This window comes from Williamsia muralis NBRC 105860 (assembly GCF_001598915.1).
In the GTDB taxonomy this organism is placed as follows: domain Bacteria; phylum Actinomycetota; class Actinomycetes; order Mycobacteriales; family Mycobacteriaceae; genus Williamsia; species Williamsia muralis.
In genome coordinates this window covers 205,869-220,474 of record NZ_BDAP01000007.1, presented here as the reverse complement: position 1 = coordinate 220,474, position 14,606 = coordinate 205,869, and the positions used below count along the sequence as shown (strand labels likewise).

At 66.3% G+C, this 14,606-nt stretch carries 12 protein-coding genes, 1 tRNA gene and 1 pseudogene; 8 read left to right on the top strand and 6 right to left on the bottom strand.

Features of this window, described 5'->3' with window-relative positions:
• Nucleotides 1–4 precede the first annotated feature (4 nt).
• Complete coding sequence (efeO, locus tag WIMU1_RS22775; RefSeq protein ID WP_023962951.1) at nucleotides 5–1,186, top strand: iron uptake system protein EfeO; 1,182 nt, start codon at nucleotides 5–7, stop codon at nucleotides 1,184–1,186.
• Entirely contained in the window at nucleotides 1,186–2,532 is a 1,347-nt protein-coding gene (gene efeB / locus WIMU1_RS22770) for an iron uptake transporter deferrochelatase/peroxidase subunit (protein ID WP_062800580.1), read from the top strand. Before efeO ends, efeB begins: the two co-directional genes overlap by 1 nt.
• Nucleotides 2,533–2,600: 68 nt before the next feature.
• Here efeB and WIMU1_RS22765 read toward each other — a convergent pair whose 3' ends face one another.
• Together WIMU1_RS22765 and mfd are read right to left on the bottom strand one after the other, a co-directional pair.
• Nucleotides 2,601–3,251: a nucleoside triphosphate pyrophosphohydrolase gene (locus WIMU1_RS22765; protein ID WP_062800578.1), complete on the bottom strand. Its 651-nt coding sequence runs from the start codon at nucleotides 3,249–3,251 to the stop codon at nucleotides 2,601–2,603.
• On the bottom strand, nucleotides 3,248–6,835 hold the full coding sequence (mfd, locus tag WIMU1_RS22760) for a transcription-repair coupling factor (protein WP_062800576.1): 3,588 nt from the start codon (nucleotides 6,833–6,835) through the stop codon (nucleotides 3,248–3,250). The genes WIMU1_RS22765 and mfd overlap by 4 nt, the downstream gene beginning before the upstream one ends.
• Before the next feature lie 187 nt (nucleotides 6,836–7,022).
• Between mfd and WIMU1_RS22755 the strand changes: the two genes are divergently transcribed.
• The 3 genes and pseudogenes from WIMU1_RS22755 (at nucleotide 7,023) to WIMU1_RS22745 (ending at nucleotide 9,268) form a co-directional block, all read left to right on the top strand.
• Nucleotides 7,023–7,916 carry an oxidoreductase gene (locus WIMU1_RS22755; protein WP_062800574.1) on the top strand — a complete coding sequence of 298 codons (894 nt, stop codon included), beginning with the start codon at nucleotides 7,023–7,025 and terminating at the stop codon, nucleotides 7,914–7,916.
• Nucleotides 7,913–8,437, top strand: a complete 525-nt coding sequence (locus tag WIMU1_RS22750) for a GNAT family N-acetyltransferase (protein ID WP_062800572.1) — start codon at nucleotides 7,913–7,915, stop codon at nucleotides 8,435–8,437. The genes WIMU1_RS22755 and WIMU1_RS22750 overlap by 4 nt, the downstream gene beginning before the upstream one ends.
• Before the next feature lie 48 nt (nucleotides 8,438–8,485).
• Nucleotides 8,486–9,268 (top strand): annotated as a pseudogene (locus WIMU1_RS22745) (dioxygenase family protein).
• A 28-nt stretch (nucleotides 9,269–9,296) separates the two neighbouring features.
• On the opposite strand, the gene WIMU1_RS22740 reads toward WIMU1_RS22745, so the two are convergent.
• The 3 genes from WIMU1_RS22740 to WIMU1_RS22730 form a co-directional block, all read right to left on the bottom strand.
• A complete protein-coding gene (locus tag WIMU1_RS22740; RefSeq protein WP_030170774.1) occupies nucleotides 9,297–9,968 on the bottom strand; it encodes a TetR/AcrR family transcriptional regulator in 672 nt (223 codons plus the stop codon).
• 24 nt (nucleotides 9,969–9,992) lie between these two features.
• A tRNA-Gln gene (locus WIMU1_RS22735) sits at nucleotides 9,993–10,064 on the bottom strand.
• Between the two features lie 63 nt (nucleotides 10,065–10,127).
• Nucleotides 10,128–10,883 carry an SDR family oxidoreductase gene (locus WIMU1_RS22730; RefSeq protein WP_243404381.1) on the bottom strand — a complete coding sequence of 252 codons (756 nt, stop codon included), beginning with the start codon at nucleotides 10,881–10,883 and terminating at the stop codon, nucleotides 10,128–10,130.
• 154 nt (nucleotides 10,884–11,037) lie between these two features.
• Between WIMU1_RS22730 and glmU the strand changes: the two genes are divergently transcribed.
• From glmU to arsC, 3 genes are read left to right on the top strand one after another with little or no spacing between them, the layout of a single operon-like run.
• Nucleotides 11,038–12,540: a bifunctional UDP-N-acetylglucosamine diphosphorylase/glucosamine-1-phosphate N-acetyltransferase GlmU gene (glmU, locus tag WIMU1_RS22725; protein ID WP_062800569.1), complete on the top strand. Its 1,503-nt coding sequence runs from the start codon at nucleotides 11,038–11,040 to the stop codon at nucleotides 12,538–12,540.
• Nucleotides 12,537–13,517, top strand: a complete 981-nt coding sequence (locus WIMU1_RS22720) for a ribose-phosphate diphosphokinase (RefSeq protein ID WP_023962927.1) — start codon at nucleotides 12,537–12,539, stop codon at nucleotides 13,515–13,517. Before glmU ends, WIMU1_RS22720 begins: the two co-directional genes overlap by 4 nt.
• Nucleotides 13,518–13,525: 8 nt before the next feature.
• A complete protein-coding gene (arsC, locus tag WIMU1_RS22715) occupies nucleotides 13,526–13,864 on the top strand; it encodes an arsenate reductase (glutaredoxin) (protein WP_062800567.1) in 339 nt (112 codons plus the stop codon).
• 16 nt (nucleotides 13,865–13,880) lie between these two features.
• Here the strand turns inward: arsC and WIMU1_RS22710 are convergent, their stop codons facing one another.
• Nucleotides 13,881–14,360: a limonene-1,2-epoxide hydrolase family protein gene (locus WIMU1_RS22710; RefSeq protein WP_062800565.1), complete on the bottom strand. Its 480-nt coding sequence runs from the start codon at nucleotides 14,358–14,360 to the stop codon at nucleotides 13,881–13,883.
• Nucleotides 14,361–14,606: the final 246 nt, after the last annotated feature.

The following is a 14,606-nucleotide window of genomic DNA, read 5'->3' as shown; positions in this document are numbered from 1 at the left end:
ACTCATGTGCGCGGCTGTCGCCGGCCCCGTGTTCCTCGCGGCATGCACCGACAAGTCGGAGCCGTCCGAAGGTGACATCGCGGTGACCTCCACCGATGAGAGCTGCGACCTCGCGGCCACCGACGCCCAGACCGGCGACGTGTCGTTCAACGTGACGAACAACGGCAACAAGATCACCGAGTTCTACGTGTACGGCAACAACAATCGGGTGCTCGGCGAGGTCGAGAACATCGGTCCCGGTCTGACCGGAAAGCTGACGGTCGAGATCGTCGAACCCGGCACGTACGAGACGGCATGCAAACCGGGCATGGTGGGCACCGGTATCCGCAAGCAACTCGAGGTCACCGGGGAGACGAAGGAAAAGGCCAAGGCCCCGGCAGACGTCGAACAGGCCAAGGCCAGCTACCTCGACTACGTGCGCGGGCAGGTCAACGGATTCGCCGCGCAGACCGCCACCTTCGTCGAGGCCGTGAAGTCCGGTGACCTGGAGGCCGCGAAGGCGCAGTTCGGCCTCACCCGCACCTTCTTCGAGCGGATCGAGCCGGTTGCCGAGTCGTTCCCCGACCTCGACCCCGCAATCGACATGCGGTGGGATGACACCGAAGACGGCGCCCAGCCGTTCACCGGTTTCCACCGTCTCGAGCGTTTCCTGTGGCCGCCGCAGCAGTCCGATGTGGGCGAGAACCCCGGTGATGTGACCCAGGCCGACTTCGACAACGCCCAGAAGACAGACAACAAGACCGAGGCAGACAAGGCCGCGGACGAACTGCTGGCAAATGTGAACGAGCTCAAGACCGAGGTCGACAAGCCCGACTTCACCTTCGAGACTGGCTCTTTCGTCAAGGGTCCGCAGGCGCTCATCGATGAGGTCGCGGCCACGAAGGTCGGGGGCGAGGAAGATCGTTACAGCCATACCGACCTGTGGGATTTCGCAGCCAACGTCGATGGTTCCGAGACGTTGATCGCTGCAATGCAGCCCATCATCGCCGCCAAGAATCCCGAACTGATGGACAAGATCACGGCGCAGTTCGCCACCGTCCGGCAGTCCGTGGAGCAGTACCGCGAAGGTGACGGATACAAGTCGTACGACCAGGTGCCCGAAGAAGCGCGCAAGGCGTTCTCCGACCAGATCGATGCGCTGTCGCAGAGCCTGAGCCTGGTTCCGGGGCTTGTGATGGGTCAGTAGTGGACGGACCCGACGACAAGCGGGCCGCCGACAAGCCGGCCGACACCCCGTCCGAGCAGCCCCGACACCATTCCGGCGTGACCCGCCGGGTGGTGCTGGGTGCTGCCGGCGTGGGTGCGGTCGCAGCTGCGGCCGTCGGCGGCGCTGCGGTGGGACGGTCCACCGCAGCCGAATCGCAGGCCGACGCCAACGCCCACATCGTCCCGTTCTACGGCGAACGGCAGGCGGGGATCATCACCGAGGCCCAGGACCGCCTGCACTTCGCGTCGTTCGACGTGATCACCGACTCCCGAGAAGAGTTGGTGGACATGCTGCGGCGCTGGACCGCCGCGGCCGAGCGGATGACCCGCGGTCTCGACACCGTCGAAGGCGGTGCTCTCGACATGGGCGACTACACGCCCCCGGCCGACACCGGCGAGGCCATCGGCCTGTCCGCTGCATCGTTGACGCTCACCATCGGCTTCGGGCCCGGACTGTTCGGACCGAGCGCGTCCAATCCCGCCGGGGTGGACCGCTTCGGCATCGCCGACCGCAAACCCGCTGCGCTGGTTGACCTCCCACCCTTCGTCGCCGATGCCATCGAGCGCACCCGCAGCTTCGGCGACATCGCCGTGCAGGCCTGCTCGAACGATCCACAGGTGGCGGTACACGCAATCCGAAATCTGGCGAGGATGGGGTTCGGCGTGGTCAGTGTGCGGTGGTCGCAACTCGGGTTCGGTCGCACGTCGTCGACCACCACATCGCAGGCGACACCGCGGAACATGTTCGGTTTCAAGGACGGAACAGCCAACATCAAGGCCACCGACACCAAGGCGCTCGACGAGCACGTCTGGGTGGCCGAGAGCGACAACCCCGCCGGCGCACAGTGGATGACCGGCGGGTCGTACCTGGTGGCCCGGCGCATCCGGATGGACATCGAACCGTGGGACCGGGCGATGCTCCTGGAACAGGAACAGATCGTCGGCCGCTTCAAAGGCAACGGCGCCCCTCTGGGCAAAATAGACGAGTTCGACGAACCCGACTTCGCGATCGGCGACGGCACCGGACCGCTCATCGCCCGCAATGCCCATGTGCGCCTGGCACATCCGAACAACCTGAACGGCGTGCGGATCCTGCGCCGCGGCTACAACTTCACCGACGGTTCAGACGGCTTCGGACACCTCGACGCCGGTCTGTTCTTCATCGCCTACTGCCGCGACGCGCACAAGCAGTTCGTCCCCATGCAGCGTGCGCTCTCCACCAAGGACGCGATGATGGAGTATCTGATGCACACCGGCAGTGCACTGTTCGCCTGCCCACCCGGGGTCAACGAGGGCGAGTACTGGGGTCAGAGCCTCTTCGAGTAGCCCCGCCCCTCCGATGTTGTGCGGTTTTGGCGGACGCCACCTGCAGAAATGCTCGCCATAAGGGCACATCATCGGGGGAGGTTGGTGCGCCAGAACTCCGGTGTTCTCGGCCCGGGCCCTGCGGCCTCGGCAACGCGGATGTCGGCCATGAACCGGAGAACCGCTGCGCGCAGGGTGTCCTCGACACTCGGCCCGTCGGCAACCACCCGGACAGAACGTACGGCGTCGGGAACGAGGTCGTCCGGAAAACCGGCAGCGGTGAGGCGTTCGAGTAGCTTCTGCGCCAGCGCCAGGGCCGGCTGACCGGTGGCGATGCCGTCGAGCACCGATCCCCTGGCCTTCTCCGCCGCCTTTCGGGTCTCCCATTCCTCGAGTTGGGTCTGCAGGTCGATCTCGTTCCCGCTGAGCACACCCTGGGTGCGAGCCGAGATCTTCGTGGTGAAAGCCCTTGCCACATCATCGATGTCGAAGGGGTCACCGGACCGGTCGGCCGCGATCCGGGCGTGGAACAGCACCTGCAGCAGGATGTCGCCCAATTCCTCGAGCAGGTGGTCGCGGTCGCCGGAGTCGATGGCGTCGAGCAGTTCGTAGGTCTCTTCGACGAGGTACCGGCGCAGCGACTCATGCGTCTGCTCCCGCTCCCACGGGCCGTCGCGACGCAGTCGGTCCATCAGCTCGACGGCCGCGAGAAGCTCCCAGCCGCTGGGCCGTTCGGTCACGCGCCACCTGCCGTGCCGGCCGCCGCAGGAACGGCCGCACGCATGTTGACCGAGCCCGGGGTGCGACCGTCGACGACCAGCAGGAGGTCGGCGACCACCTGCACCAACTCGACGTCGCGGACCCGGTCGCTGCCGATGCCGCCGGTACGCGGGATGGGTAGGCCGACCACGCCGGTGGTCGCGCGATAGACCACGCTCGGGTAGATCCGCTTGAGTCGGACCTGCTGGGAATCCATGAGTTTGAGCGGCGAGATCTTGATCTGACTGCCGGCCACACCCACCTCTTTGACCCCGAGTTCGCGCGCCAGCATCCGCAACTTGGCCACCGACACCAGCCGTGCGACCTCTTCGGGCAGCGGACCGTAACGGTCGACCAGCTCGTCCACCACCCCGCCGATCTCCTCGGCCGAGTCCGCGGCGGCGAACTTGCGGTATGCCTCCAGGCGCAACCGGTCCGAATCGACGTAATCGACCGGGATGTGCGCATCCACCGGCAGATCGATCCGCACCTCGCGGTCTTCCTCGGTCGCGATCGGCCGGCCGTCCGCTGCCGCCCGGTAGGCCTCCACCGCCTCGCCGACGAGTCGCACGTAGAGGTCGAACCCGACCCCCGCGACGTGGCCGGACTGTTCGGCACCCAAAACGTTTCCGGCGCCACGCAATTCGAGGTCCTTGAGGGCGACGGCCATGCCGGCGCCCAATTCGTTGTTCTGCGCGATGGTCGACAACCGCTCGTAGGCAGTCTCGGTGAGCGGCTTGTCGCCGTTGTACAGGAAATACGCGTAACCGCGTTCGCGGCTGCGACCGACGCGGCCACGCAACTGGTGCAGCTGCGACAGTCCGAGCACTTCCGCGCGGTCGACGATGAGGGTGTTCGCATTCGAGATGTCGAGACCGGTCTCGATGATGGTGGTACACACCAGGACGTCGTATTCGCGGTCCCAGAAACCCGTGACCGTGCGCTCGAGAAGGTCCTCGCCCATCTGGCCGTGTGCCACGACGACCCTGGCCTCAGGCACCATCTCCTTGATGGACGCCGCGGTCTTGTCGATGGTGCTCACCCGGTTGTGCACGTAGAACACCTGACCATCACGCAACAACTCACGCCTGATCGCGGCCGCGACCTGCTTCGCCTGATAGGCACCGACATACGTGAGAACCGGGTGCCGTTCCTCGGGCGGGGTCAGGATGGTCGACATCTCGCGAATGCCGGCCATCGACATCTCCAGCGTTCGCGGAATCGGCGTGGCCGACATGGTCAGCACGTCCACGTGGGTACGCAGCGCCTTGATGTGTTCCTTGTGCTCGACGCCGAAGCGCTGTTCCTCGTCGACCACGACCAGGCCGAGGTCCTTCCACCGCACACCGGAGGCCAGCAATCGGTGGGTGCCGACCACGATGTCGATGCTGCCATCGGCCAGCCCGTCGGTCACCTTGCGCGATTCGCGGGTGTCGGTGAAACGGGACAAGCCGGCCACCGTGACCGGGAACCCGGACATGCGTTCGGTGAACGTCTGCAGATGTTGTTGCGCGAGAATGGTTGTGGGCACCAGCACCGCAACCTGCTTGCCACTCTGCACAGCCTTGAAGGCCGCGCGGACCGCGATCTCGGTCTTGCCGTAGCCCACGTCACCGACCACCACACGGTCCATCGGGACGGGCCGCTCCATGTCGCCTTTGACCTCGCCGATCACGGTGAGCTGATCGATGGTCTCGGTGAACCCGAAGGCGTCTTCCATCTCCCGCTGCCATGGGGTGTCGGGTGCAAACGCGTATCCGGGCGCGGCGTGCCGGGCCGCATACAGCTGCACCAGTTCGCCGGCGATCTCGCGAACAGCCTTGCGCGCCTTGCGTTTGGTGTTCTGCCAGTCCGACCCACCAAGCTTCGAGAGCGAGGGCGCCTCACCGCCGACGTACCGCGACAGCTGATCGAGCGAGTCCATCGGAACGAACAGTCTGTCGCCGGGATGACCACGCTTGCTCGGTGCGTATTCGATGACCAGGTATTCGCGGCGCGCGCCGCCGATCGTTCGCTCGATCATCTCGACGAACTTGCCGATGCCGTGCTGATCGTGCACCACCATGTCGCCGGCGTTCAATGCCAGTGGGTCGACCTGGTTGCGGCGCTTGGCCGGAAGTCGTCGCCCGTCCTGGGCGCCGGTCACCCGCGCACCGGTGAGGTCGGCTTCGGTGGCGACCACCAGGCCCGCATCGGGCAGCACGAGTCCCGAGGTCAGCGCGCCTCGCAGCACCGACACCACGCCGGGCTCGGGAACGGAGCCGGGTTCGGCCAGCCGCGCCGCCACCTCGGCCTCGCCCAGTCGTTCCACCAGGCGCTCGGCTGTTCCGGCGCCGGCGGCGACCACAGCGGCGCGGTTACCTGCGCCGATGTGAAGACGCAGGGAGGCAAACGTTTTGGTGAGTTCGTCTCGGTCTCCGCGCGGTGCGGGCCCGGGCGTGACCGCGAGTTCGGTGCCCATTCCCATCGGACTCAACGTCCACCACGGCCGTTCGGCCTCGACGGTTTGCGTGTGGACCTCACCGAGTGACCGGTATGCGCTGGCCTCCAGGTGCAGGATGCCTCCCAGGTCGATCGGGGCGTCGGCCCCGCCACCGGCAGCAGTCCACGACGCCTCGAGGAACTCGGCGCCGGTGCGGGCGAGATCCGAGGCGCGGGTACGAACCTTCTCGGGATCCAAGACCAGCACGTGCGTGCCCGCCGGCATCACCTCGGTGAGCAGTTGCATCTGCCCTGGGACAAGTGCGGGGATCAGCGCTTCCATACCCTCGGTCGCGATCCCGTCGGAGAGCTTGGTGAGCATCTCCACCAGCGGACCGGTCGAACTACGCTCGACATCGTTGCCGGTCCCGGCTATCTCGCCTGCGAGCTCTGCCGCACGACTCCGGACCCCGGTGGTCAGCAGCAGTTCCCGGCACGGATGGATGTGGACGAGCTTCATGTCCACCTCGGGCTGACTGCGCTGGTCGGCAACCGAGAAGGCACGCTGCTCGGTGATCTCGTCGCCCCAGAACTCCACGCGCACCGGGTAATCGGTGGTGGTCGGGAACACGTCCAGGATGCCGCCGCGCACCGCGAACTCGCCTCGTTTGCCGACCATGTCGACACGGGCGTAGGCGAGTTCGACCAGTTTCTCGATCAATGCATCGAAGTCGACCTCCGCTCCCTCGCGCAGAGTGATCGCGTCGAGGTCGCCGAGTCCCGGGGCCATCGGTTGCACCAGCGAACGCACGGTGGTGACCACCACGCTCAGCGGTGGGCCGTAGCTGCTGTCCTCGGGATGCCGGAGGCGATGCAGCACTCGCAGCCGCTGGCCGACCGTGTCCGCAGACGGCGACAACCGCTCGTGCGGCAGCGTCTCCCACGACGGGAAGTTGCTGACCCTCTTGCCGATCATGTCGCGGAGCTGGGCCGTGAGCTCATCGGCTTCGCGTCCGGTCGCCGCGACGACGAGCACGGGATCCGGGGAGGCCGCGGCCATTGCCGAGATCAGGAACGGCCGGGCGGCGGGCGGGCCCACCAGCTCCAATTCCGGGGCTCCCAGCTGGGCCACCACTCCGGTCATGGCCACGTCCGACGCCGCGATCTGCGCCAAACCCGACAGCTGTCCCGTGAAAAATGCAGCAGAGGGCCCAGTCACACGAACAGTTTACGGGTGCGAACAAGGGCCGCCGGGCCGGGACCGTCGTGGACCGGAACGAAACCCGGGCAACAGCCTCGTCGCCGGAGACCGGGCAGTTACGCTAGGCCGCATGAAAACCCGCTGGTCGGTGGCCAACCTGCCACGTATGGACGGCAAGCGTGTTGTCGTCACCGGTGCCACGAACGGCATCGGATGGGAAACCGCGCGTGGACTGGCGCGTGTCGGGGCCCATGTGGTGCTGGCGGTACGCGATCTCGATCGCGGCAAGGAGCGTGCCGAGCAGATCGCCGACGAGACCAGCGGCGCCCGCACCGAGGTCGTCGAACTCGATGTCGCCGATCTGTCCTCCGTTCGTCGCTGCGCTGACGGTCTCGGACCGCTCGACATCCTCGTCAACAATGCGGGCGTGATGGCGTCGGAGCGGCGGACCACCGTCGACGGGTTCGAGATGGCGCTCGGAACCAACTTCCTCGGACCGTTCGCGCTCACCAACCTCTTGCTGCCCCAGATCGCCGAGCGCGTCGTGATCGTCGGATCCACGTCGCACAAGACCGGTGAGATCAACCTGGACGACCCACATTTCGAGCGCCGCACGTGGACACGCCCCACGTCGTACTCCCAGTCCAAGTTGGCCGACATGTTGTGGGCGCTCGAACTCGATCGTCGCTTGCGTAAGGCTGGTTCGACGATCACCACTGCCATTGCTCACCCGGGGTGGGCCACCACCGGCATCCTCGGGGTCACCGGGATCGCACCTCTGGACAAGGTGATCGAGGCCGCCGGCGCTGTGCTCGCCAATACGCCAGAACAGGGCGCGGCCGTCACGCTGTACGCGATGAATCCCGATGTGCCGTCGGGGGCGTATGTCGGACCCGACGGTCGATTCGGCCTGCGCGGCGATCCGGTTCTGGTCGGGCGCACCCCGAAGGCCTGCGACTTCCGGACCGCAGGCCTGCTGTGGGAGTTCGCAGAGCGCGAGACCGGCACGGAGTTCGGTCTGTGAGTGTGTTGATCCGACCGGCCACCGCGCCGGATTGTGTTGCGGTGGCCGACATCTACCGCCACTACGTCGAGAACACGGTGATCACGTTCGACTACGACTCGCCGTCCGCAGCCGACTGGAAGGCCAAGCGTGCGGATCTGAACGCCCAGCGGATGCCGTTTGTCGTCGCCTCGGACGAGACCGGCGCGGTGGTCGGGTTCGCGTACGTGGCGCAGTATCGCGTCAAACAGGCATACGCCTGGACGGTGGAGAACACCATCTATCTCAGCCCCGACCACACCGGGAAGGGCCATGGAACCGCGTTGATGAACGGGCTTCTCGACGCGGTGCGATCGACGTCGATCCGACGGATCGTCGCGGTGATCGCCGACGTGCCCGGTACGGGCTCCATCGCACTGCACACCAAGGCCGGTTTCTACGACGTCGGCAGGTTGCGGCGGATCGGCTACAAACACGGCGCGTGGGTCGATTGCGTGCAGATGCAGCTGGACGTGAACGAATCGGGCGATCCGCCTACCTGAATACCCAGCACCGGGATTAAACGGACCGCGGTCCGCGTTGATAGTGTCATGTCTGTGTCGCGCATGCCCGCCTTGTTCCTCAGCCACGGTGCGCCGCCGTTGGTGGATGACACCCGGTGGGTCTCCGAACTCCGTGCGTGGTCCGGCGATCTGCCCCGGCCGTCGGCGATCCTGATCGTCTCGGCGCACTGGGAGTCCGCTCCGCTGACCATCGGTTCGACCGATCCCACCGTGCCGCTGACCTACGACTTCGGCGGTTTCCCCGAGCGCTACTACCGCGCACGCTACGACGCACCCGGGGCCGTCGACCTCGCCGCCCAGGTCGCCGCGTTGATGCCCGACGGACAAGCAGTCCACCACGACACTGACCGCCGACTCGACCACGGCGCCTATGTGCCGTTGACCGTGATGTACCCGGAGGCGCAGATCCCGGTCTTGCAGGTGTCGCTGCCGACACTCGACCCCGAGAAGTTGCTCGACCTCGGCCGGCGACTGCGCCCGTTGCGCGACCAGGGCGTCCTCATCATCGGGTCCGGGTTCACCACACACGGGCTGCCGTTCCTGCGTGACCCACGCCCCGACGCCCCGGCACCCACCTGGTCGAAGGAGTACGACAGTTGGGCCGCAGAACGATTCGCCGCGGGAGACGTGGAGTCACTGGTGCGTTTTCGGACCGAGGCGCCGGGCATGCCGTACGCCCATCCGACGGTCGAGCACTGATCGCCGCTGTTCGTGGCACTGGGCGCGAGCGACGACCCGGAGCAGCAGGGTCAGCAGATCATCGACGGATTCTGGATGGGCCTGAGCAAACGGAGCCTGCAGCTGAGCTGACGAGTCGGTCCTCGACAGCAGCCTGGGGCTACCCCTTCTCGGTGTAGTCCGGACCGACGAGATGTGGGTCGGATTCCAAGTGCGACAAGCCGTTCCAGCAGAGGTTCACCAGGTGGGCGGCCACCACCTCCTTGGACGGCTCACGGACGTCGAGCCACCACTGAGCGGTCACGGTCACCATTCCCACGAGGGCCTGTGCGTACAGCGGCGCCAGTGCCGGGTCGCGGTCGCGGCGCTGAAAGTCACTGGCCAGAAGGTGCTCAACCTGGCTGATGGCGTCGGTCAGCAAGCTCGAGTACTTACCGGTCTCGCCCGCTGTGGGGGTACCGCGCACCAGGATCCGGAATCCCTCGGTGCGGTCTTCCATATAGGTCAGCAAGGCCAAGGCCACCTGCTGGATCCGGAACCTCGACCGGTTCTGGGTGAGCGAGGACGTGATCATCCCCAACAGGGTTTCCATCTCGCGGTCCACCACCACGGCGTAGAGACCCTCTTTGCCGCCGAAATGTTCATACACAACAGGTTTGGAGACGCCTGCGCGCTGAGCGATCTCCTCGACAGAGGTCGAGTCGAAACCGCGCTCGGCGAACAGCCCACGGGCCACCTCGATCAGCTGGTGGCGCCGCTGCGTTCCCGTCATGCGGGCTCGCGGGGCGCGTTGCACCTTCTCTTCGTGTGCGGTGGGACGGTCGACGGTCACCTCGGTCCCTCCTGTCACTCGTTGCTCCGCCACCAGGACTCGAACCTAGAATGCCTGAACCAAAATCAGGAGTGTTGCCGATTACACCATGGCGGATTGCGCTCACGATTGTGCCACGCGTCCGGACCCCGAGCGCAACAGGTCCGGACTGCGCACAGCTCAGTCCTTGGGGCCGCCTGCGACGTAGATCACCTGTCCGGACACGAAACCGGCGCCTTCGCTGACGAAGAACGAGGCCGTGTGGGCGATGTCATCGGGCACACCTGTCCGCGCGACCGGGATCTGCGAAGCAGCGGCCTTCTTGAAGTCCTCGAAGGAAACCCCGACGCGTTCGGCCGTGGCCGCGGTCATCTCGGTCTCGATGAATCCGGGGGCGATGGCATTGGCGGTGACGCCGAACTTGCCCAGCTCGATGGCCAGGGTCTTGGTGAAGCCCTGCATGCCCGCCTTGGCGGCCGAGTAGTTGACCTGGCCACGGTTGCCCTGGGCCGAGGTGCTCGAGAGGTTCACGATCCGGCCGAACTTGGCGCCGACCATGTGCTGCTGCACCGCACGCGACATCAGGAAAGCACCGCGCAAGTGCACGTTCATGACCGCGTCCCAGTCCGAGACGGGCATCTTGAAGAGCAGGTTGTCGCGGGTGATGCCGGCGTTGTTGATCAGGACGGTCGGGGCGCCGAGCTCGCTCGCGACTCGTTCGACCGCTGCGGCCACCGAGTCCTCGTCGGAGACATCGGCGCCCACGGCCAGGGCTTTGCCGCCGGCGTCGGTGATCGCCTTGACGGTGTCGGCACAACTGCCCTCGTCGAGGTCCAGCACTGCCACCGCCAGGCCGTCGGAGGCCAGACGCTTGGCCACCGCCGCACCGATGCCGCGGGCCGCTCCGGTCACGATCGCCGTTCTCTGTTCGCTCACAAACAACTCCTTGTCGAAGAAACCTGATTCGTCCACCCGGCCGGCCCGAACCATCACTGCGCTGCCCGGTCGATACTCACCCAGTTGTATCAAGACCCCTCCGAAGGTGCGTAGGATCGGGCCGTTCCCCCGCTTCCAACCGCATGGGAGTTCTATGTCCGCGGCCCCCGCATCCGCGCCTTCGTCGTCCGGACCGACCGCAGTTCTGGTTCTCGCCGCAGGCGCAGGCACCCGGATGAAGTCCGCGACCCCGAAAGTCCTGCACACCATCGCCGGCCGCACGCTGCTGTCCCACGCGCTGCACGCCGCAGACGACATCGCTCCCGACCACCTGGTGGTCGTCGTCGGCCACGACCGCACCCGGGTCGAGACCGCGTGCTCGCAGATCGCCACCACGTTGGGCCGCCAGGTGGTGACGGCGGTGCAGGAGCAGCAGAACGGCACCGGTGACGCCGTGCGCGCCGGACTGTCGGCGTTGCCCGACGGCTTCGACGGCACCGTGCTGGTGACCGCGGCGGATGTCCCACTGCTCGACGGACCGACACTTCATGCGCTGATCAGCGACCACACCGCGTCGCCCCGTGCCGCGGTGACAGTGCTCACGTCCACAGCCGAAGACCCCACCGGGTACGGCCGGGTTCTGCGAACCCAGGACGGTGCGGTCACGGCGATCGTCGAACAGAAGGACGCCACAGAGCAGCAACGGGAGATCACCGAGGTCAACTCGGGCGTCTACGCCTTCGACGCGCAGACCCTGATGGGGGCCCTGGCCGAGTTGTCGCCCGACAACGCACAGCACGAGCTGTACCTCACCGATGTCATCGAGATCGCCAACCGGCACTCGAAAGTGGTGCGCGCCAAGCACATCGACGACGCCGCCCTGGTCGCCGGCTGCAACGACCGGCTGCAACTGTCCACCCTGGGCGCCGAACTCAATCGCCGGGTTCTCGCCCGCCACATGCTGGCCGGCGTCACGATCATCGATCCGGGCACCACCTGGATCGACGTCGATGTGACGATCGAGCCCGACGTCACCATCGCTCCCGGTACTCAGCTGCTCGGAACCACCGACGTCGCGACCGGGGCGCAGATCGGGCCCGACAGCACCCTTGCGAACGTCACCGTGGGGACCGGCGCCTCGATCATCCGAACCCACGCGACCGACGCGGTGGTGGGCGCCGACACCCAGGTCGGCCCCTTCGCCTACCTGCGACCCGGCAGCGTGCTGGGCGACGGCGGCAAGATCGGGACCTTCGTCGAGACCAAGAACGCCGACATCGGGCCCGGCGCCAAGGTGCCCCACCTGACCTATGTGGGCGACGCCACCATCGGCGAGGGCACCAACATCGGCGCCTCGAGCGTCTTCGTGAACTACGACGGTGTGAACAAGAACCGGACCGTCGTCGGCTCACACTGCCGCACCGGGTCCGACACGATGTTCGTCGCACCGGTCAACGTCGGTGATGGCGCCTACACCGGAGCGGGTACCGTCTTGACGCAGGATGTGCCCGCGGGCGCCTTGGCGATCTCCGGTGGCAAACAACGAAACATCGACGGTTGGGTGCAAGCCAAACGGCCCGGCACGCCCGCAGCCCGGGCGGCTGCCGACGCACTCACCGTCGCCGATCACGTGCAACAAGAAAGTGAAGATCAGTGACCTGGACCACCACCGACAACCAGAAGAGCCTCATGCTGTTCTCTGGTCGTGCACATCCCGAGCTGGCCGACGCGGTCGCCCGGGAACTCGACATCAAGGTCACCCCGCAAACCGCCAGAGACTTCGCCAACGGTGAGATCTTCGTGCGTTTCGAGGAGTCGGTCCGTGGCTCGGATGCTTTTGTGCTCCAGAGCTGCCCGTATCCCCTGAACAAGCACCTGATGGAACAGCTGATCATGATCGACGCCCTCAAGCGTGGGTCGGCCAAGCGCATCACCGCCATCCTGCCGTTCTACCCGTATGCGCGCCAGGACAAGAAACATCGTGGGCGCGAACCCATTTCGGCTCGTCTGGTGGCCGATCTGCTGAAGACCGCGGGCGCCGACCGCATCATCACGGTCGACCTGCACACCGACCAGATCCAAGGGTTCTTCGACGGACCGGTCGACCACATGCACGCGCAGGGTCAGCTGTCGGAGTACGTCAAGAACAAGTACGGCACCAAACACATCACCGTGGTCTCCCCCGACTCCGGACGTGTCCGCGTCGCCGAGAAGTGGGCCGACTCGCTCGACGGTGCCCCGCTGGCCTTCATCCACAAGACACGCGACCCCCTGGTGCCCAACCAGGTGAAGTCCAACCGTGTGGTCGGTGACGTCTCGGGACGCACCTGCGTGCTGATCGACGACATGATCGACACCGGCGGCACCATCGCCGGCGCGGTCCAGGTCCTCAAGGACGCCGGCGCAGGCGACGTGATCATCGCGACCACACACGGCGTCTTCTCCGACCCCGCTGCCGAGCGACTCGCCAACTGCGGAGCCCGTGAGGTCATCGCCACCGACACGTTGCCGATCGGGCCGGAAAAGCAGTTCGACAGCCTCACCGTGCTGTCGATCGCGCCGCTGCTGGGCCGCACCATCCGTGAGGTGTTCGAAAACGGTTCGGTGACAAGCCTGTTCAACGGAAGCGCATAGGCACTCCGGTGGCGACCATCTACCACAACCCCAAGTGCTCGACGTCGCGCAAGGCATTGCAGCGTATGCGCGACGGCGGGGTCGAGCCGACGATCGTCAAATATCTGGAGACACCGCCGAGCCGTGTCGCCCTGGAGAAGATGATCGCCGACGCCGGCATCGAGGTCCGTCAGGCAGTTCGCAAGCGCGAGTCCCTGTACACCGAACTCGATCTCGCCGACGCGACCGACGACGAGTTGCTCGACGCGATGGCCACCAACCCGATCCTCATCGAGCGGCCGTTCGTGGTGACCGACAAGGGCACGCGACTCGCGCGTCCGGTCGAATCGATCGACGACATCCTCTGAGAAGAGGGCCGGCCGCCTAACCGCCGAACGGCGCGATGGCGGTCAGGGTGGGCTTCGGCAGCGGTCGCTGCAGACGCGGCACGGCGATGGCGGCCAGGCCGCGAAGTACGCCCTTTGTCATGTCGAAGAAGTCGAAGTAGTCGCGCCAGACGGTGATCAGGCCATCCGCGATCTCGAACCGGCCACAGACCCAGAACTGCATCGAGAACCTGCCGAAGGTGAGTTCGTCGATGCGTTCGGTCAGCACCACGGGACCGTCGGTGGTGACGTTGATGAACTGCACGCCGAAGCCCGCGCGAGGGTTCTCCATCACCTTGAAGAGCTTGGCGACGCGGGACTTGCCGCGGATCGTCGAGACGCCCACGTTGGTGTAGTCGATGTCGGGGTGAACCAGCTCCATCGCGGCGCCGAGGTCGCCGAGGGCGAGCAATTCGAGGAACGACCGGGCGATCTCCGCCTCAGATCTGTCGGTCTCTGTGTCGAAATCGTCTGTCATACCGGCGACGCTACCCGCCGGTGGCGCGGCGTGGTCGCCGAAGTCGGCGAGCCGGTCACAGCGCCGCCCATCAGCGCGAATCGGAGCCACGGCACGGGTGCGGTATAGTCTGACCCGTTGTCTCGGCGAGGGTGATCTCGATTGTCACCGTGATCGGCGCGGCGTGGTTCTCCCCTTCGGGTGCACTGTGGCTGTCTGTCGATGTTGTCGTGACCCACAGACCCACCATCCGTAACACCGAGGAGA